This window comes from Myxococcales bacterium (genome assembly GCA_016712525.1).
In the GTDB taxonomy this organism is placed as follows: domain Bacteria; phylum Myxococcota_A; class Polyangia; order Polyangiales; family Polyangiaceae; genus JAAFHV01.
Window position 1 is genome coordinate 816,612 of record JADJQX010000006.1, and the last position, 18,905, is coordinate 835,516.

Genomic DNA, 18,905 nt, shown 5'->3' on the forward strand with positions numbered 1-18,905 from the left:
GCGAGCCCTAGCAGCCCGGCAGGCGTGCTTCAACGTGGATGCGCCGCGCCCTCGGGCTTGTGGAGGGCTCGGACGGCGAGCTCGAGGGCGCCGAGGGCGAGGAGCACGAGCGCGAGCGCCCACGCGATCTCGACCTGCGTGCGCACGGACGCGCCCTTTTTCCCGTTCGCGGTCGTCTCGGTCGCGCGTGGAGAGGTGTCGAGCTCGCTCGCCGGGAAGGACGCGATCCGGACCTCGTCGCGCGCGCCCTTCACGGTGTAGCGGCCGACCAGCGGGGGAAAGACGCGGGTCCCGTCGGGGCCCTTCGAGAGCGGGAGGGGCTTTTCGTCGGGGCCGAGCACGGCGCGAACGTCCGTCGTGGGGACGAGCCACGCGGCCCCGACCTCCTTGCGGCGCGGCGTCGCGTGCCTCCGAGCGGCGTCGGCGAAGTCGTCCAAGAGGGCCAGAAATCCCGGGCGAAGCACGAGATCGGAGCCGTCGACCGAGAAGGGGAGGGTGACGATGCGAGCCTCTCCCGGGCCGACGTCTCGGCGAGCGACGAGCGGTGCCCCGTCGGTGAACGTGAGCAGTCGTTCGAAGGTCGATACGTCGGCTTCGGCGAGGCGTGTGCGTTTGTCCGCGAAGAGCTCCGTGAGGCTCTTCACGGGCTCCGCGAACGCTGCGTGTGCGGTCTTCGGGTCGGCGCCCGGCGACGTGTTCTTCTCCCACGTCGGCGGCCGCGTGAGCACGGGCTCGAGGGTGGCGCCGAGCGGGGCCTCGGCCGCGCGCGGACCCAAGGCGACCATGAGCACCCCGCCGCCGGCCAAGAACTGAGCGATGGCGCGGCGCTGCTCGGGCGTGAAGCCGGGAGGGTCGTCGAGCACGATCCCGGCGAACGACGAGAGCTCTTCGGCGTGATCAGGGAGCTGGGGCAAAGGACGGATCGCGAGGTCCGTGTGGAGCGCGGAGAAGGCTTGTTCGACGACCGGCGCCCCTCCCGTCACGGTGGTCTCCGTCGTCGGATCGACGACCACGGCGATCGCGCTCGGGCCCGACTCGGTCAGCACCGGGGCCGCGTCGTTCGAGGGGACGGCGTCGGGCGTGGCGAGGCGAGCGACGAGCCCGTCGGGGGCGTTATCTGGGATTTTTACGACGATTTCGGCGTTCTGAGAGGCCACCCCGGGCGAGCTCGCGACAGCCTTCCCCGCGCTCGTCACCTCGATGGCGCGCCCGGCGAACCCCTCTCCCGGGCTGCACGCGACGCGCACGCGCACCGTGGTCGCGGTGCGGTCGGCGGTGAGCACGGCGCAGTCGGGGGTCTTCGCGGCGAGCTCGGGCATCGGCACCACGAGGGGCACACCGAGGCCTCGGCCGAGCGGCGCACCGCCCGCGTTTCCGTCGGCCAAATCGCTCAGCAAGACGACCTTCTTGTCGACGTGCGGCAGGTCCTTCAGGAGCCCCTCCGCCAACGTGAGCGCGCCCTCGAGATCGGTGGCGCGATCGCTCGGGGTGGCGTCCGCGAGGGCGGCCTTGGCCGCGCCGAGATCGGTCGTCGGGGCGAGCCACACCCGAGGAGGCGCCCCGGCGAGCACGATGGCGACCGCGTCGCCCTCACGAGCGCTCGAGAGGAGCTGCGTCGCGCCCGCGATGGCGCCCTCGAACCGTGCGCGCGGGCCGGCGCCGAGAGGTGCGCGCATGCTGGCCGAGTCGTCGAGCACGATCGTGAGCGCGACCGACGCCCCCCCTTCGCGGTCGAGCGTGAGCCTCGAACAACGGACGAGCGGGGAGGCCCCGAGCAGCGCCAAGACCACGACCGTGGCGGCGCGGATCGCGAGCAGGCCTCGGTCCTCGATTTTTGAACGTTTTCGAGCCTTTGGAGGCATCGAAGGGACGAGCCTCGCCGCGGCGAACGGGCGCACGTCGGCGGCCTTTCGGCGGAGACGGTGCGCGAGGATCGGCGCCACCACGAGGAGCGCGATTCCGAGCGCGAGCGCGGTGACGAAGCTCACCAGGCTCGCCTACCACGAACCCGACGAATCCCCCAGCGAGGCTCGGGGGTCATTTGCAGCGGCCCGAGACACAAAGGCCGGAGCAGCACTCGTCCGGGATTCGGCACAGTGCAAAAGGCCCTCCGCACGGCCCGGGGTCGGGCTTGCCGACACCCCCGAGACATACCCCGTTCGCGCACCCCCCCGAGCAGCACTCGGGGCCGGCACCGCACCCCGCGCCCGGGAGCTTGCACTGCCCGCCGTCCGTGCGAGGAGGGGGTGGGCTCGACGAGGGCGTCTGGCCTTGGCAGACGTCGCCTTGGCACACGCCGCTGCAGCAGTGGCTCCCTTGCGTGCAGCCGGCGAGGGCATCCTGGCAGGGTGGGGGATCGAGCTTCGCGTCTTGGCAGAAGCCTCCGCCTTGCCAGCGGCAGCTCCCGCTGCAGCAGTCGCCGTCGGACCGGCACGCGTAGCCGTTCTGGGTCTTCGTGCAGGGGCCCTCGTCGGTGCTCTGCGACGAGCACCCGAGGACCACGGCGGTCACGACCGCGGAAGAAAAGAGCGCTCCTCTTCGCATGGCTCAGCGCCGGGACATGAAGATGCGCAGCAAGAACACGAAGAGGTTCCGGAGCTGCACGATGAGGCCGAGCGCGTCTCCCACGGCGTCGTCCATGCGGCTGTTGCGGAAGATGTGGCTCGTCTGGAAGAGCAAGAACCCGATCGAGAGGAGCGCGCCGACGCTGGCCACCGCGAGCGAGAACGGCTCGCTGCCGAGGAAGATGGCCAAGATCGCCGCCGAGAAGACGACCCAGAAGCCCATGGCCAGGGTGGCCTTCAGGTAGGAGAAGTCCTTCTTGGTGACGAAGACGTAGCCGGTGAGCGCCGCGAAGATGCCGCCGACCATCACGAAGGTGTCGCGTACGGGGTTCGCGGTGAGGGTCTCTCCGCGGCTCGCGAGGAGCTGCGCGACGAACGCCATGGGCGCGAGCTCGAGCCCCATGAGCGCCGAAACCCCGAAGAGCGCGATCACGTTGAGGACGCGCACGCGGCTCACCCAGCTCGCGACGAGCGTGGCGACGAAGAGGAGACCGAACGCGAGGAAGTGGAAATGGAGCAGGAAAGCGGCGGCGATCGGCACCTCGACCGAGCTACCGTCGTCGAGCGGGACCATCTCGGTCGGGCTCAGGTAGATGACGGCGGAGCCCGCGCCGATCGCCAGCGCGGCCGACGCGGCGAGCAGCCCGTAGACCTTGCGGAGGTACGCGACGCGCGCGGAGCCCAACGCCGGCGCCGCGCCGCCCGACGCCTGCGCGTGGAGCTGGTTCGCCGCGTTGTCGATCGAGCCTCCTGCGTGCGCGTGGGCCATTGCGGGCTGGGGGCCGCCGTAGGTCGCGAAGGCAGGCTGCGGACCGCCATACCCCGCCGGAGCCGGACCGCCGTAGCTCGGGGTCGGCCCCCCGTACGACGGGACGGCGCGAACATGGAGGCCCCCACCCGGGAGCGGGGAGACCTGGAGGGTCATGCCCTGGGACGCGGCTTGACGCCGCAAGTCTTCCACGGCGTGTGCGTCGCTGCTCGGGTGCCCTGTGCGGATCGCTCTCTCCCAGCTCATGCCGGAGAGGCTATCGCCTCGTTGGGCCGAGCGGAAGCCCGCCTCAGGGGGACCGGCGAGGCCGACCGGCTTTGGCCTGGCACTCGGGGCACACCCCGTACATCTCGTGTTTGTGGCTCTTCAGGATGTAGCCGTATTTATTGGCGATTTCCTCCTGGAGGGCCTCGATGCGCTCTTCCTCGAACTCGAGGATTTTGTCGCACTCGACGCAGATGAGGTGGTCGTGGTGGGACTCTTCGTCGGCGAGCTCGTAGCGGGTGAGGCCGTCCCCGAAGCGGCGCTCCAGGGCCACGCCGCACTCGGCGAGGAGCTTCAGGGTGCGGTAGACCGTGGCGTAGCCGACCTTCGGGTCCCGCGCGCGCACCTGGGCGAGCAGCTCTTCGATGCTGACGTGGTTCGGGGCGCCGAAGAAGGTCTCGACGATGAGGCGACGCTGATCGGTCGACCTCAGGCCCTTCTTCACCATGTGCTGGTGGAGGAGCGCGCGAAAGTGCTCTAGATTCGGCGGAGCATGGTGGTGCGGCTTCGGTTTCATGACAAAGGCCTCTCCACGTGCTCGACCTTTCGCACACGCTGCCCAGACGTTCCGTCTGCGTCAAGCTGCAAAGCGCTCCGCCCCGGATTTGGGACCGACGGCCGCGCGGCTGCCCGTGCACTGGGGATGGGGCTCGTCCTTCTCGGGGCGATCGGCAGCTCGACCGTGGCGCGCGCCGAGGAGCCGCGTCGCCTCGGGTACGATCTCCGCGTCGACATTCCGGTCACGGCGGTCGCCGCGGGCACCGCGATCGGGCTCTCGTTCGCGTCGGGCTCGCTCGCCGCGTCGTGCCGATGGTGCGCGTCGAACGGGCTCGACGACGCCGTCCGTGACGCCCTACGCCGAAACGATCCGTCGGCAGCGAGGGCCACGAGCGACATCCTCGCGGTGAGCTCGCCCTTCGTCGGGATCGGGCTCTTGTCGCTCGCGTCGCACGACGAAGGAGCGCTCGAGCACGCGCCCCTCGACGCCCTGCTCGTCGGCGAGGCCACCGCCATCGCCATGATGCTGAACGGCATCTCGAAGGTGACCTTCGCGCGTGAGCGGCCCTTCGTGCACGCGCTACCCGAAGGAGAGAAGGGCGCGACGCCGAGCCCATCGGACAACAACGTCTCGTTCTTCTCGGGCCACGCCGCCTTCACGTTCGCCATCGCGACGTCGGCCGGGACGATCGCCCAAATGCGGGGCTACCGCATGGCTCCGGCCATCTGGGGGGTGGGCCTGCCGCTCGCGCTCGCGACGAGCTACCTCCGCATCGCCGGCGACAAGCACTACTTCACGGACGTGCTGGGGGGCATGGTCGTGGGCTCGGCCGTCGGCGTGCTCGTGCCGCTCCTCTTCCACGGGCCCGTGTCGGAGCGCGTCGTCGTGGGCGGGGTCCCCGTCCAGGGGGGCCAGATGATCACGGTCTCCTTGCCGTCTCCCTTCTGAAAAGGGCCGAGCGCGCCTCGCGAATGAGGGAGAACGGGCCTCGCGCGAGCGAGCCATTCTTGGACCGCACCGAGACCTTGCATCCGAGCAGCGCAAGGTTGGGCCACTGGTCATCCCAGTGACCGGTGCGAGCCAAGATTGTCCCTCTCGGCAAGAGGGGGATGTGTACCCGTGTGGTCTTGCTGCGATTTTCGTAGCTTTCGTGCCGCCTCCTCGCGAAATCGCGTACCTTGAACCGAGGCGTGGAGGTCACTCGTTGAGCAACTCAGGCAAGTACCGACTCATCGCGGAGCTGGGCCAAGGGGGGATGGCCAACGTATTTCTAGCGGTCACACAAGGGGCGTCCGGCCTCGACTTCAGCAAGCTCGTCGTGCTCAAAAAGCTGCGCGAGCATCTGGCGACCGACCCCGACTTCGTCTCCATGTTCATGGACGAGGCCCGCCTCGCGGCGCGCCTGAACCACCCGAACGTCGTCCAGACGTACGAGGTCGACCGAAGCGACGACGAGCTCTACCTGGCGATGGAGTACCTCGACGGGCAGCCGCTTCATCGCGTGCTCCACCGCGCCCGCGACAAGTTCACGCTGCCGATGCACCTCCTCGTCTTGACCGACGTGCTCGCGGGGATTCACCACGCCCACGAGCTGCTCGACTACGACGGGAGCCCGCTCAACGTCGTGCATCGCGATGTCACGCCGCACAACATTTTCGTGACGTACGACGGGCAGGTGAAGGTCGTCGACTTCGGGATCGCGAAGGCCGAAGGCCGGGGGTCGGAGACCAAACACGGCGTCATCAAGGGCAAGGTCGCCTACATGTCGCCCGAGCAGGCGCGGGGCGAGGTCGTGGATCGCCGCGCGGACGTGTTCGCCGTCGGGGTGATGCTCTACGAGGCGTGTGTCGGCGAGCGCATGTGGAAGGGCCTGACCGACTCGGAGATCGTTCGGTCGATCTACCGCAGCAAACACCCCGTCTCCCCTCGGGCCAAGAACCCGGCCGTGGCCCCCGAGCTCGACGCGATCGTTCAGAAGGCACTCGCAGGCCTCCCCGACGCGCGCTACGCGTCCGCGGCGGCGCTCCAGGCCGACCTCGAGGCGTACATCGACGACCACCTCCAGCGACCGAGCCATCGTCAGCTCGGGAAGTTCGTGAGCGAGCTCTTCGAGGACCGCCGCGCGCTCAGTCGTCAAGTCATCGAATCCCAGTTGGCCGACCTCAAGGCGGCGAAGAGCGGCACCAAGGTGGTCGCCATCCCCGACGAGAACCTCCCGACGACGATCCCGGTGCCGTCGACGTCGTCCGCTGCTGCGTCGTCCACCGCGCCCGTCGTCGCTTCGTCCACCGCGCCGTCCGACGCGCGGGCGTCGACTCCGAAGGGGCCGGCCCCGGTCGAGTTCGAGATCTCCGGGGCGGATCTCCTCGGGAAGAAGTCTGCGCCCGAGGAGCCTCGGAGCGGCGCCCCGACAAGGCCTCGGAGCTCGCGCGCGGTGGGGTATGCGGCCGTCGCGGCGGGAGCTCTCGCCGTCATCGGCGCCGCGGCCTTCGCGGCGACGCGCGAGGCTCCGAAGGCTGCCGCGCCGCCCGAGTTGCCCTCTTCGGCGCCGTCGATCACGGCCTCTCCGCCTGCCGAGGTGACCGTGACCATTCGAGCCACGCCGAACGAGACACAGTTCACCATCGACGACGGGCCCGTGCTCGAGAACCCCTACTCGGCAAAGCTGCCCAAGGATGGGAAGGACCACAAGGTGAAGGCCCTCGCCCGGGGCTACGAGACGAAGAGCCAAGTTGCACGTTTCGACGGGGACGTGTCGATCCGGTTCGCCCTCGGGCGGGTCGAGGACGCGGGGAAAAAAGGGGGCCACTGAGGCTGTGGGTCGTTTTTCCGGCGCGTCGCCCGACGCGCGCCGAGCTCGCGGGGCCCCACCGGGGGGAGGGCCCATCCAAACCGACGTGAAGGGGCCGAAGTACCATGGTGAATCCCCGAAAACCCGTCCGATTGCCGAGCCTCAACGATGACGAGGGGCAATTCGAGACGACCTCCGCGCAGACGAGCGTGGGGCTCCTGTCGGAGGCGCCGACCTCCGAGGCAGGCCGTGCCTTTTTGGTGCTCGTCTCGGGTTTCGGCGAGGCGGGGACGAACCACTTCATCTCGGAGGCCGGGCTCGTCATCGGCCGCGCGAGCTCGTGCGATATCGCGCTCGACGACGGTGGCGCTTCACGCAGGCACGCTCGCATCATGCCGCTCGACGGCGGGGAGTTCCAGCTCGAGGACATCGGGAGCTCGAACGGCACCTACCTGAACGGCCGAAAGATCGACGGGCCCTACAGGCTCCTCCACGACGACCGCATTCGGATCGGCGGCACGGTGTTCCGCTTCGATGACGGGCGCGGGGTGGCCCACTCGTCGGAGGTCGCGTCGGCACCCTTGTCGCGCCGCACCACGGCGTGGACCCTCGACTCATGGACCCGAAAGTACGCGGCTCAGCAGCCCCGCTACGAAGACGCGGCCGAAGTGGCGAAGGTCGTCGCGCGCCTGAAGCGCCTGCCCCCGCTCGTGACGTCGTGGGAGGTCGAGAAGCTGAAGGCGCAGCTCGCCGAGGCCCAGCGCGGCGAGCGTTTCGTCCTTCAAGGGGGCGACTGCGCCGAGACGTTCGACGAGTGCGAGCCGGGCTCGATCACGAACAAGCTGAAGATCCTGCTTCAGATGTCGCTCGTGCTCATGCACGCGGCACGCAAGCCCATCGTCCGTATCGGCCGCTTCGCAGGCCAGTACGCGAAACCGAGGTCGAAGCCGACCGAGGTGCGTGGAGGAGTGGAGCTGCCGAGCTACCTCGGCGACCTCGTGAACCGGCCCGAGTTCACCCCCGAAGCGCGGAGGCACGACCCGCAGCTATTGCTTGCAGGATACAATCATGCGTCTCTGACGCTCAACTTCGTTCGCGCGTTGTGCGCCGGGGGCTTCTCGACGCTGCGGCGCCCCGAGTACTTCGATTTCGCGATGTTCGAGCGGGCCGCGCTCCCGAACGATCTCCGTGAGGACTACTCGCGCATGGCGAAGCGTGTGGCCGAGGGCCTCAGCTTCGCCCGGGTCCTCGGGCAAGGCTCGAACGACGACATGTCGAACGTCGAGTTTTTCGCGAGCCACGAGGGGTTGAACCTCATCTACGAGTCGTCGCAGACCCGCAAAGTGCCGAGAAAAGAGGGCCACTACTGCCTTACTACCCACCTGCCGTGGATCGGCGAGCGCACGCGGGACCTGGCCGGCGCGCACGTCGAGTTCTTTCGCGGCATCGCGAACCCGGTGGGCATCAAGATTGGACCGAAGGCCGACCCCGGGGAGGTCGTCGAGCTGGTCGAGGCGCTGAACCCGTCGGACGAACCCGGGAAAATCGTGCTTATCGTGCGGATGGGCGCGGGGGTCGTGGCCCAGAAGCTCCCGGCGATCATCGAGGCCATTCGTCGCGCACGCCGGACCGTGCTGTGGATGAGCGACCCCATGCACGGGAACGGCTTCGTCACGCGCACCGGCATCAAGACGAGGAACTTCGACGATATCTTGAAGGAGCTCGACGAGTCGCTCGACGTGCACGACGCGTACGGCTCGGTCTTCGGCGGCGTTCACTTCGAGCTCACGGGGGACGACGTGACCGAGTGCGTGGGCGCCGGCACCCTCGAGACCGACCTCGACCTTCGGTACCTGACCACGTGCGATCCGAGGCTGAACTATCGGCAGGCGATCCAAATGGCCTTTTCGATCGCCGAGCGCATCGGCTCGTCGTCCGTGCGGCGCTCTTCCACGATCCCCCCGGCGCTGTGAGCGTCGCTGCCCCAAACGAGGAAACGATGTCCAATCGGTTCGAGGACAAGATCGCGCTCGTGATCGGTGGTCGCGGGGGGATGGGAGTCGCCATCTGTTCGATGCTCGCGGCGGAAGGGGCGCGCGTCTTCTGCGCGGACCTGCCGCCGGCGTCGGGTCAGCCGGGCATCGAGCATCTCGACGTCGACGTTACCTCCGCCGAGAGCGTGGAGGCGACATTCGGCAAGGTCGTGGATCGTGCGGGTGTCCCCGATGTGGTCGTCTTCGTCGCTGGGGCCTTCGAGGCGCGAAGCTTTCTGGAGACGGACGACGCTCTCTACAACAAGCTCTACGCAGTGAACGCCATAGGAGGGGCTCGGGTGGTGCGGGAGGCTGCGAAGACCATGCGGGCTGCCGCGCGCCGCGGTTCGATCGTCGTCGTGGCCTCCCAGAGCGCCATGGTCGTGCGCCTCGCCCAGGCGGCCTATGGCTCGTCGAAGGCGGCGCTCTCCTACGTCACGAAGGCTGCCGGGCTCGAGCTTGCGCCGTTTGGGATCCGCTGCAACCTCGTCATGCCGGGCGTCACCGAGACACCCATGGCAAGGGCCGTTTGGGAGCGCGGCATCGGGTCGGCGGAGGGGCACATCGCGGGGGATCTTGGCCGCTTTCGGCCGCCGATTCCCCTCGGTCGTGTGGCGCAGCCCGAGGACGTCGCCGAGGCCGTTCTCTTCCTGGCCTCCGATGCGTCGCGGCACGTGACCATGACCGAGATCGTCGTCGACGGCGGAGCGTCGCTGCGGGCATGAGCGCCGACAGCCCGGGCCGCGCGGCGAACCTCGAGAATTGGCAAACGACGTTCGCCGCCGCGTTCGTCTACCCGACGCGAGTGCGGTTCCAGGATGTCGACGCCGCGAAGGTCGTCTTCTTCCCTCGGGTTCTCGAGTACTTCCACGACGCCTACGTCGCGTTCTTGGACGAGAGGCGCCTGGGGCTCCCGGAATTGCTCGCGAAAGGGGAGTGGGGGCTGCCCATCCGGCATGCCGAGGCCGACTACATGGCGCCTCTCCGCTTCGGCGACGCGATCGAGGTCGCCATCGTGGCGAAGGCGATCGAAGAGCACGGGTTCTCTTTGTGCTACCGGGTCGTTCGCATGGACGCAGGAGGCCCCGTCGTCGCTGCGCTCGGGGAGACCCGCCACGTCGCGATCTCCGTCGGCGACGGAAGGCCCCGACGCAGACCGCTGCCGCCCGAGGTCGCAGCCGCCCTGGCCGTCGTGCCCGAACGTCCCGCTTCCGTCTCCGTTGGCTAGGGTGTGCACCAACCTTGGCTCATCCGAGCAAACGGGCTGAAAACGCTTGTGGGAGAAGCTGCGACCAACCTTGGCCTACTTCGAGCGACTCTCTTGACCACGGAATGCGAGCCTGCTGTACTCTCGACATGACCGTCCAAAGATGCAAATGGGCAATCGCGCTGTCGGTAGTCGTACTGGCTTATGGGCCAGCCGCACACGCTGACGCTCCGGCTGCGTCGGGTGGTGCCTCCTGGCAAGAGAACGCCGACAAGATGGCCGAGGCTCGCCGCCGATACGACCTCGGTCTCAAGCTCTACGAAGACGGGAACTACGAGGCGTCCCGAATCGAGTTCGAGCGCGCCATGTCCCTCGCGCCGAGCTACCGCATCCTCTTCAACATCGGGCAGGCTTACAAGCAGCTCAACAACTACGTCGCGGCGGTCTCGGCGTTCGAGCGGTATCTCCAAGAGGGGGGCGCCGAGGTGCCCGAGGACCGCAAGACGCAGGTCAAGAATGACATCGCCGAGCTCCAGAAGCGTATCGGCCGCATCCGGATCTCGACCTCCCCCGGGGCCGAGATCACGATCGACGGTGTGGTCGTCGGCAAGGCGCCGCTCGCCGGGCCGATCCCCATCAACCCGGGCCTCAGGCGCTTCGGCGCGCAGCTCTCCGGGTTTCTGCCCGCCACGAAGACCATTACGGTCGGTAGCTCCGACAACCCCGAGCTCAACCTGACCCTCGAGCCGCTCCCCAAGGGCACCGTCGTCGAGCGGCGGTCGAACCCTTGGATCACTCCCACCATCGTCGGTTGGAGCGTGACGGGCGTGGCGGCGATCACGACGGGCATCTTGGGTGGCCTCTCCTTGGGCGCGCGCTCGGATCAGAACGACCTGCTCGCGAGGAGCGGGGTCAGCGCCGAAGACCTTACGGCCGCGCGCGACAAGACCCAGACCCTTTCCGCTGTGACCGACGTCGTGCTCGTGACCACCGCCGTCGCCGCGGGGGCGTCTCTCTTCTTCACGTACAAGCTCGTCACGACGGGCAAGCCGGAGAGCGAGTCGGGGAAGACCGGGGCCTCGCTCACGTTGGTCCCGGGCCCGGCCTCGTTCGCCGCGCTCGGGACGTTCTGATTCGGTGGATGGACAAGGAGGTAACGTGATGTCGAGCCGCTGGAAGATTGCCTTCTTCGCGCCCCTCGTGGCGCTAGGAGCGATCGTTTCTGCGTGCTCGAGCGATCCGGCGCCTCCTGCGGCCGACGTCTGCCTCTCCGAGACCAAGATCGACCGGTTCAAGGAGCTTGTCATCGTCGACGAGGCCGTGGTCGCCGACCCGCGGGGGCGAAACGCCACGAACGGACCCTGGTCATTTCGTCACACGATTGAGCAGGTCGCGCCGGCTCAAGGAGACCTGTCGGCGTTCACGCTCGGTTGGCTCGGAGAGTGGATCAACGTCAAGGAAATGAACGGCTTCCCGGCCGATCGCCCCAACGAAGGCCGGGCCGATTCGATGAACGAGCGCGTCGTTTGCCCATGGCTCAAACGAACGCCGGGCAACGAGTGTGACGCCACCTGCGGGACATGCAAAACCCGGAAGATCGACCTGTCGCTCGCCCCGTTCCGGCTCATCGCGATCGCGAACCGCATGGACGAACGCACGGGGAATCCAATCGTTCCTCGGGGTGAGGGGCGTCTCATGTTCGCGCTTACGGACGGCCCGGCGGACGACCCGGCGTCCCACACCATGCCCATGACCGTCATCTTCGAGTACTTCCTATCGGAAGAGCGCAGCCTGAAGGAGTGGGCCACCGTTTGGCATTCGCTCGGCAAACACGCTGCCTTCGACGAGCCGTACAAGGCAGAGCTGGAGATGGTGACCCGCGCCTTCACCGATCGTGGTGCTCGAAAAGACGCTCCGAACCAGAGTGCCCTCTACCATGTTCGAACGAACGAAAACGCGCTCAACTGGATTTGGCAGTTGCGCGAGTTCGGGCTGACGCCCACTGGGGAGCTGAGGCAGCAGCTGGTTCGAAATACTCCGGCCGAGTCCCTGAACGGGACCCCCGCGCTGGTCCGTTGGGTACAGGCGAATGCGGAGGCGATCCGCTCCGGCCGCTACGAGATCCCCGCGACACTGCTCGGCCCGGTCGCGGACCAGCTGCTATACACGTGGCGCCTGCCGGGGGTCGACGAGCCTACGCGCGCGGCTTTCGCCTCGGGCACGTGCAACGGATGCCACTCGTCCGAGAAGGCCCGTATCGACCTTGTATTCCACGTGAGCCCATTTCGGCAAGGCGCCGAAAAGCTCTCACCCTTCTTGAACGACCCCAACGGTCGGCCCGATGAGCTCACGAAGCGCTCGGAGCTCATGGCCCGCGCACTGTGTGGGCTCGACTAGCCCCATCGACGAACGTGCGACCTCCCCCCGAATGCGGAGGCGGTCCTCGCCCAACTCAAGGAAACGTAGGGAAGAGAATGTCCAAAAAGAAACTCGTCTACGCCGTCGGTTTGGTCGGGGTGGGAAGCAGCGTCTTCGTGTTGGCGAGCTGCCTCTCGGACCCGCGAGAATCCGAGGCGGTGAGCGTCATCTCGGCCTGCGACATGGGCGCCCTGTCGACCGACCCCGCGAATCCTCAGAGCAGCATGCGCGCGTACCTCGACGCCTCGAAGCAGCTCCTCGCGGTCGCGACGGAGGTCGAGAAGGAGCTGACGGCGGCCTGCAACGCGCTCGACACGGAGCTCGGCCTCGCGACCGGGCAGGACGTGACCTCGGCGTGCCAGGCGATCGGCGCGCGCGTCGCCTCGGTCAACAAGGGCTCTCCTCTTCCGCCTCCGGGCGCGCCCATGTGGGCCGAGCTCCGCGCGGACGCGATATGCCAGCCCACGCCCCGCGCCTACGACGACTGTGTGTCGTCCTGCGTATCCGGCTGCGACGTCAGCAAGTGCGAAGGGCCCGTTGCGGGCTCCTGTGAGGGGACGTGCAAGGGCACCTGCGTGACCACGGCCGACGATGCCCCGTGCACGGGCCGGTGTGTCGGCTCCTTCGCGATCAACGGTCCGCCGGCGACGTGCGATGGACAGTGCACGGGCGTGTGCACCGCCGCGGCTTGGAGCGGGCAGTGCGAAGGGGCCTGCGGGGGCTTCTTCATCGGAAAGTGCGGCGGAACGTGCACGGGCCAGTGCAACGGGGCGCCGATCAACGTCGCCCCGGCCTCGGACGCTGGCACCGACGCCGCGGTCTCGGACGCTGGAGACGGCGGGGCGCCGGAAGGTGGCCCGCCGCCCGGAGCCGGTGGCCCTCCGAACAACGCGGATGGCAACTGCAAGGGCGTCTGCGCTGGGGTGTGCAGCAGTCAGGCCGACGGCACGTGCCAGGGAGCTCCCTGCCTCGCGTTCAAGGCTGGCGGTCCGCCCGACCTTGCGCCGTTCAAGGGTGGCAACTGCTCTGCAGGCGCCGGCCTCTGCGCCGGCCTCTGCGAGTCGGCCGGCGGCACTGGTACGACGACGTCGTGCCGTGGCACGTGCGCCTCCGCGACTCCGCAATGTAAGGGGTTGTGTGTCGGCGCATGCGAGGGGAAGACCGCGAACGGAGCGTGCACGGGCACGCTGAAGTGCGGCCAATCGCGAGAGTGCGAGGTCGCGTGCAAGGCCAAGTCGGAGCTCGCGCTGAAGTGCGCACCGTCGAAGACGGTAGAGGCCTACGGCGTGACCGACCCGGCGCTCGCCGCCGCGTTCAAGAAGCACGGAGCGCAGCTCGGCGCGGCCACCGCCCGCGTCAACGCCCTGCGAACCGCCTACGGCTACATCGGCAAGCGTGCCTACGGCGACTTCGTCGCGATCGGCCTCTCGGGGGACCTCGTGCGAGCGTGCGCGGCCGAGGGCACGAAAATCAACGACGAAGCGAACGAGAAGATCCGGAAGATTCTCGCAGCTGACCCGCGGCTCAAGAACTGAGGAAAATCATGCCGAAGAACACCATGGGAATGCACAGAATCCTCGCCGTCGCCGCGGCCGCCATCATCCCGCTCGCCGTCGCGTGCTCCGTGACCACCAACACGACGGCGGTACAGTGCACTTCGGAGGCGGAGTGCCTCTCGAAGGGCCCCGAGTTCGCCGGAACGACCTGCGACGCGAAGACGCGCACGTGCGTGCCGGCCCCCACCGATCAGGGGCTCTGCAAGACGAACCAGGAGTGTATCGACGCAGCCGGAGGCGCCCCGGCGATATGCCGCAAGCGCGACCGCAAATGTGCGCCGCTGGTAACGCCGGAGTGCCCCACGGTGCTCGCTCAGCCCGGTGAGATCGCCAACGACAACGCGATCGTCATCGGAGCGATCTCGCCTGCGGGCGCCGACGCCCTCGGCGACATCTTCGAGCTCTCGATGTCTCAGGCCCAGCTCGACTTCGCCAAGCAGTCACGAGGTCTGGCTCCCGCCCCTGGAACGACCGACTCGAGGCCGCTCGTCATCCTGTCGTGCCGCGAGTTCAACGCCGGGGGCTTCCCGGCGCTCATCACGGCGGCAAGACACCTGGCTGACGTGGGTGTCCCCATCGTGGTGGGCCCCGCCGACCCGGCCAACGCCGCGGCCGTCGCTACTCAGGTTTTCGTACCCGCCAATATTCTCACGATCCTCCCAACGGGCATCGTTTCGTCCCTCGGTGGTATTCCGCGCCCCGATACCCCTCTCGTCTGGTCGATCTCGCCGACCGAGAAGCAGGCCGCGATCACGTCCGGGGCGCTGGTCACCAAGGAGCTCGAGCCGAAGCTGAGAGCCGAGGGCATCACGGGTCCGATCCGCGTCGCCATGGTCGTCGAGGACAACCTCAACGGGCAGTCGGCGGCGGACCTGATGGAGCGTCAGCTCAACTTCAACGGAAAGTCAGCCGCTCAGAACTCCTCGGACGGGAACTACCTCCGCGTGAACATCGGGGACCTTATCGACCCGATCGGTAACCCCGCGCCCGAGGCGAAGATCTCGGCGGCCCTCGGCGCCGTGTTCGGGTTCAAGCCGCACATCATCTTTCATTCGTACGCGCCGCTGGCGATCGCTCGCACGTTCTTCCCCCTCGCTCTCGGGTGGCCCGGCGGTGTTCCCCTGCCGTACCATATCGACACGATCGGGACGCTTGGCGCGTTCGAGCCGCTGTTCAGCATTTTGAACCTCGTCCAGCCGCTGCAAAAGCGCGTGTTCTCCTACCAGAATCACGTGCTCCCCGCGGATGACGCTCGCGCACAACAGTGGATCATCAAGATTCGGAGCACGTTCCCCCAGCTCCGCACGAGCCCGCAGGTCGAGGGCTCGATCGTGTGGTCGTGGTACGACGCGGTGTATGCCGCGGCCTACGGGATCGTCGCGAACGGGAACAAGCCGCTCTCGGGGGACAGCATCGCGCGCCTCATCCCGAGCCTGGTCCAGCCTGGCACGCAGGTGAACACGGGGACGGACGACATCTCCAAGGCCTTCTCGCAGCTCGGCAGCGGGGCGGGAATTCAGCTCCAGGGCCTGTCCGGCAACATGGACATGGATCCGCGTACGGGATTCACCACATACGACGTAGAAATGAGCTGCCCCCGGGTCAAGGATGGTAAGGTCATCGCCTTCGGGCCGTCTGGCTTCTACACCGAGAAGGGTACGCCGGTCGGAAACGTCGAGGCCTGCGGCAAATGACGGGCCAGACGGGCCAAGAGGTAGCCTCGAATCGCGACTGGTCGAAGTTCGGCTTCGACCAGTTCACCTGCACGTCGGGGGCGCGCTTGGCCCACTTCGCGGGGTCGGCTCGCGGAAAGTCGGTGCTCGACGTCGGCGCGGGGACGGGGTCGGTCGCGATCGCGGCGGCCCGCCTCGGCGCTGATGTGACCGGCATAGAGCTCGTTCAGGCGCTCATCGATCGCGGCGTGGCGAACGCGAGCCTCGCCGAGGTCGACGTGCGATGGCAACAAGGGAACGCCCAGACGTTACCCTTCCCGGACGCCCATTTCGATATCTGCACGTCCCAGTTCGCGCACGTCTTCATGCCCGACCCCGCGCTCGCGGCACGCGAGATGTTGAGGGTCACGAAGCCAGGCGGTACGGTCGCCCTCTCGGTCTATCTTTGGAAGTCGTGCGTAAGCGAAATAAGTGACGTGATCTCGAGGTACGTTGGGTACGCGCCCGGCAAAGAGCCTCGCCCCTGGGACTGGGGCAAGCCCGACTACGTGATGAGCACGCTTGGCGAAGAGGCTGGCGAGTACTCGTTCGACACCTATACGATCCGCGCTCCCTACATGAGCCCACAGCATCATCGCGACCACCTCGAGGCGAGCTGCGCCGACGCAACCGCGCTCCGAGGTCGGCTCGACCCCGCCGCGCTCGCCGCTTTCCGCCGCGAGGTGGACTCGGTGATCGCGCGATACTACGAGCCTCAGGAGAGCAGTCTCAGGCTCGAAGTCTTGCTGACGAAGATCGTGAAACGCTGACGCCGAACGAAGGTGTGGGCTCGCCGCGGGTTTGCCGCGGGCAGCCGAGGGGAAGCAATGTCAGAAGTCGAATCGGAGAGCCTCGATGGCTTTCCCATGGGTTTCGTCGTCGGTCTCGCGTCGTCGGGCCATCAAGTCGAAGGGGACAACCGCGACTCCGACTGGTGGGAGTTCGAGACACTCCCCGACTCGGGCTGCGTCGAGCCTTCCGGGAGGGCCGTCGAACACTTTTTGAGATACCGCGACGATATCCGGCTATTTCGCGATCTCGGAATGACGGCGTATCGGTTCTCGGTCGAGTGGAGCCGCGTCGAGCCCAAGGAGGGACAGTTCGACCCCGCTGCCATCCGGCACTACGTCGACGTGGTGCGGGCATGCCGGGAGAGCGGCATCTTCCCGATGGTGACGTTGAGCCACTTCAGCATGCCGGCATGGATCTGGCGTGAAGGCGGCTGGACCTCCTCTCGCGCACCCGAGGCCTTTCGCCGCTTCGTGGAGCACGTCGTCCCCCAACTCGGGACCGAGGTCGGTGCCTACTGCACCTTGAACGAGCCCAATTTGCCGATGTGCGCCTTCTACGACCGAAAGGGTGAACGCTTTCACAAGGTGAACGGCCTGGAAATGCCCTTCCCCATGTGCCACGCCCAAGAATCTCGAGATGTCCAGCTCGAGGCCCACCGCCTCGCCGTACGTGCCGTACGCGCCGCCTCGTCCGCCCCGGTGGGGATGACGCTGAACATGAGCGAGTACGTCGCCGTCGACGGCGGGGAATCGAAGGTGGAAGAGATTCGCCGTGAGTGCGAGGACGTATTCCTCGAGGCGTGCCGCGAGGACGACTTCGTCGGCGTGCAGAACTACGGACGTCGTCTCGTCGGGCCCGAAGGCTTCCGAAAGTGGGAAGGGGAGGTCGACTTCTTGGGATGCGACTACGCCCCGCAGGCCCTCGACGCATGTCTGCGTCACGCGGCATCGGTCTCGGGCAAGGCGTGCTACGTGACCGAACACGGGAGCTGCTTTCCTGGCGACGATCGGCGTCGCCGGATGGTCGACGACGCGATGCGTTCGATCGCCCGATGCCTTCGCGACGGGGTCGACGTCCGCGGGTACTTTCACTGGTGCGCCTTCGACGCCTTCGAGTGGCGCATCGGATACAAGCTCGACTTCGGCGCCATCGCCGTCGATAGAGAGACTCAGGTACGGTCGCCCAAGCCGAGCGCCCGTCGGATAGGAGTCATCGCGCGATACCTCGCCGGGCGATCCTGATCCGGGAATGAAAACCGACCTGGCCCGAGCCGACGTCGAGCACGACTTCCGAAGCTCGGAGAGACTAGAGGGGATGTGCACATGAGTGACTACGTCGAGGTCGTCTTCTGCATCGACGACGCGTACGCACTGCCAGCCTCGGTGACCATGCGCTCGATCCTTGCGACGACGCGCCGGGCGGTCCGTTTTCACGTGGTGGACGGCGGGATCACCCCGTCTAGCGTAGAGAAGCTCGTGGCGTCGGGTGGCCCGAACGTTCGTATCCTCGCGCCACGAACCGCGTCGAAGGACCTGAACGAGAGCCACCTGTCGTCCTACTGGAGCGGCGTGATACTGCGGCGCCTCGAGCTACACGAGCTCTTGCCGGACATCGATAGGGTGCTCTCTCTCGATGCCGACCTCCTCGTTCGAGACGATATCGGTCTATTGTGGGATCAGGGGATCCGCTCCGACTGTCCGATGCGAATGGCCCTCGCGACGCTCGCGCCCTTTGGGTACAGCGGCCTCTACGAACGCGGCTTCGGAAGACGCACCGCGTACTTCAACTGCGGGGTCATGGACCTGAACCTGAAGGTCCTGCGCCGCCGAATGCGAGAGGCGGCCGAGATACTGCACAAGTTTCCCGACTTTCTCTTCCCCGAAATGGACGCGTTCAACGTCGCCTTTCAGAACGAGATCGATAGGATCGAAGCAAGGTGGCACGTCCAGCTTCATTCGTACTATCGCATGTTCGGTCCCGGGGCGTCGCCGGCGGAGCTCGGCGGTCTGATCGAGGAAGACGAGGCGCGCGCCGCATCGGAGAATCCCGCCCTCGTGCACTTTCTCGAGCGCTGGAAGCCGTGGCACGCGGACTCGCAGTCGCACCACGGTGAGCTCGCCAAAGAGTGGGCCGACCACGCCCGCGCGACGGTGTGGCGTGACACTTTGCCGGCGTTCGGTGCTGCGACGATGCGGTCTCGACTCAAGAAGGAGCTCCGTGACGTGCTCCGCCCGGTCGAGAGCGTGGTCGATGGACGGAGCCTCGTCGAAGAGGTTTTTTCGGCGCGATGACAGGCGAGG

Annotated in this window: 16 protein-coding genes; 12 read left to right on the top strand and 4 right to left on the bottom strand. The window is 67.5% G+C overall.

The window, feature by feature from the left end; all coding sequences use genetic code 11:
• Positions 1–29 precede the first annotated feature (29 nt).
• From IPK71_15390 to IPK71_15405, 4 genes are read right to left on the bottom strand one after another with little or no spacing between them, the layout of a single operon-like run.
• Positions 30–1,988, bottom strand: a complete 1,959-nt coding sequence (locus IPK71_15390; GenBank protein MBK8215122.1) for a VWA domain-containing protein — start codon at positions 1,986–1,988, stop codon at positions 30–32.
• A 49-nt stretch (positions 1,989–2,037) separates the two neighbouring features.
• The gene (locus IPK71_15395; protein ID MBK8215123.1) at positions 2,038–2,511 is read right to left on the bottom strand and encodes a hypothetical protein; all 474 of its coding nucleotides are present in this window, start codon (positions 2,509–2,511) and stop codon (positions 2,038–2,040) included.
• Between the two features lie 36 nt (positions 2,512–2,547).
• Positions 2,548–3,579 (bottom strand): US12 family protein, encoded by a 1,032-nt coding sequence (locus IPK71_15400; GenBank protein MBK8215124.1) that lies wholly within the window; start codon positions 3,577–3,579, stop codon positions 2,548–2,550.
• A gap of 43 nt (positions 3,580–3,622) precedes the next feature.
• On the bottom strand, positions 3,623–4,045 hold the full coding sequence (locus IPK71_15405; GenBank protein MBK8215125.1) for a transcriptional repressor: 423 nt from the start codon (positions 4,043–4,045) through the stop codon (positions 3,623–3,625).
• Between the two features lie 195 nt (positions 4,046–4,240).
• On the opposite strand from IPK71_15405, the gene IPK71_15410 reads away from it, so the two are divergent.
• The 12 genes from IPK71_15410 to IPK71_15465 all read left to right on the top strand — a co-directional run bounded on the left by IPK71_15410 (position 4,241) and on the right by IPK71_15465 (position 18,896).
• Entirely contained in the window at positions 4,241–5,044 is an 804-nt protein-coding gene (locus IPK71_15410) for a phosphatase PAP2 family protein (protein MBK8215126.1), read from the top strand.
• A 256-nt stretch (positions 5,045–5,300) separates the two neighbouring features.
• Complete coding sequence (locus IPK71_15415; GenBank protein MBK8215127.1) at positions 5,301–6,908, top strand: serine/threonine protein kinase; 1,608 nt, start codon at positions 5,301–5,303, stop codon at positions 6,906–6,908.
• A 104-nt stretch (positions 6,909–7,012) separates the two neighbouring features.
• Complete coding sequence (locus IPK71_15420; protein MBK8215128.1) at positions 7,013–8,860, top strand: 3-deoxy-7-phosphoheptulonate synthase; 1,848 nt, start codon at positions 7,013–7,015, stop codon at positions 8,858–8,860.
• A gap of 26 nt (positions 8,861–8,886) precedes the next feature.
• A complete protein-coding gene (locus IPK71_15425; protein MBK8215129.1) occupies positions 8,887–9,645 on the top strand; it encodes an SDR family oxidoreductase in 759 nt (252 codons plus the stop codon).
• Entirely contained in the window at positions 9,642–10,148 is a 507-nt protein-coding gene (locus IPK71_15430) for an acyl-CoA thioesterase (GenBank protein MBK8215130.1), read from the top strand. Before IPK71_15425 ends, IPK71_15430 begins: the two co-directional genes overlap by 4 nt.
• Positions 10,149–10,402: 254 nt before the next feature.
• Positions 10,403–11,260, top strand: coding sequence for a PEGA domain-containing protein (locus IPK71_15435; GenBank protein ID MBK8215131.1), 858 nt, complete (start codon positions 10,403–10,405; stop codon positions 11,258–11,260).
• A gap of 28 nt (positions 11,261–11,288) precedes the next feature.
• The gene (locus tag IPK71_15440; GenBank protein MBK8215132.1) at positions 11,289–12,524 is read left to right on the top strand and encodes a hypothetical protein; all 1,236 of its coding nucleotides are present in this window, start codon (positions 11,289–11,291) and stop codon (positions 12,522–12,524) included.
• Between the two features lie 77 nt (positions 12,525–12,601).
• Positions 12,602–14,080, top strand: a complete 1,479-nt coding sequence (locus tag IPK71_15445; protein MBK8215133.1) for a hypothetical protein — start codon at positions 12,602–12,604, stop codon at positions 14,078–14,080.
• An 8-nt stretch (positions 14,081–14,088) separates the two neighbouring features.
• Positions 14,089–15,795 (top strand): hypothetical protein, encoded by a 1,707-nt coding sequence (locus tag IPK71_15450; protein MBK8215134.1) that lies wholly within the window; start codon positions 14,089–14,091, stop codon positions 15,793–15,795.
• On the top strand, positions 15,792–16,583 hold the full coding sequence (locus tag IPK71_15455; GenBank protein MBK8215135.1) for a class I SAM-dependent methyltransferase: 792 nt from the start codon (positions 15,792–15,794) through the stop codon (positions 16,581–16,583). The genes IPK71_15450 and IPK71_15455 overlap by 4 nt, the downstream gene beginning before the upstream one ends.
• Before the next feature lie 96 nt (positions 16,584–16,679).
• Positions 16,680–17,846 carry a glycoside hydrolase family 1 protein gene (locus IPK71_15460; protein MBK8215136.1) on the top strand — a complete coding sequence of 389 codons (1,167 nt, stop codon included), beginning with the start codon at positions 16,680–16,682 and terminating at the stop codon, positions 17,844–17,846.
• An 81-nt stretch (positions 17,847–17,927) separates the two neighbouring features.
• Positions 17,928–18,896: a hypothetical protein gene (locus tag IPK71_15465; protein MBK8215137.1), complete on the top strand. Its 969-nt coding sequence runs from the start codon at positions 17,928–17,930 to the stop codon at positions 18,894–18,896.
• Positions 18,897–18,905 lie beyond the last annotated feature (9 nt).

Coding starts and splice junctions, on each gene's coding strand:
- IPK71_15400 (MBK8215124.1), bottom strand. CDS start 3,579: ATGAGCTGGGAGAGAGCGATCCGCACAGGGCACCCGAGCAGCGACGCA.
- IPK71_15405 (MBK8215125.1), bottom strand. CDS start 4,045: ATGGTGAAGAAGGGCCTGAGGTCGACCGATCAGCGTCGCCTCATCGTC.
- IPK71_15410 (MBK8215126.1), top strand. CDS start 4,241: ATGGGGCTCGTCCTTCTCGGGGCGATCGGCAGCTCGACCGTGGCGCGC.
- IPK71_15420 (MBK8215128.1), top strand. CDS start 7,013: ATGGTGAATCCCCGAAAACCCGTCCGATTGCCGAGCCTCAACGATGAC.
- IPK71_15425 (MBK8215129.1), top strand. CDS start 8,887: ATGTCCAATCGGTTCGAGGACAAGATCGCGCTCGTGATCGGTGGTCGC.
- IPK71_15430 (MBK8215130.1), top strand. CDS start 9,642: ATGAGCGCCGACAGCCCGGGCCGCGCGGCGAACCTCGAGAATTGGCAA.
- IPK71_15435 (MBK8215131.1), top strand. CDS start 10,403: ATGGCCGAGGCTCGCCGCCGATACGACCTCGGTCTCAAGCTCTACGAA.
- IPK71_15440 (MBK8215132.1), top strand. CDS start 11,289: ATGTCGAGCCGCTGGAAGATTGCCTTCTTCGCGCCCCTCGTGGCGCTA.
- IPK71_15445 (MBK8215133.1), top strand. CDS start 12,602: ATGTCCAAAAAGAAACTCGTCTACGCCGTCGGTTTGGTCGGGGTGGGA.
- IPK71_15450 (MBK8215134.1), top strand. CDS start 14,089: ATGCCGAAGAACACCATGGGAATGCACAGAATCCTCGCCGTCGCCGCG.
- IPK71_15455 (MBK8215135.1), top strand. CDS start 15,792: ATGACGGGCCAGACGGGCCAAGAGGTAGCCTCGAATCGCGACTGGTCG.
- IPK71_15460 (MBK8215136.1), top strand. CDS start 16,680: ATGGGTTTCGTCGTCGGTCTCGCGTCGTCGGGCCATCAAGTCGAAGGG.
- IPK71_15465 (MBK8215137.1), top strand. CDS start 17,928: ATGAGTGACTACGTCGAGGTCGTCTTCTGCATCGACGACGCGTACGCA.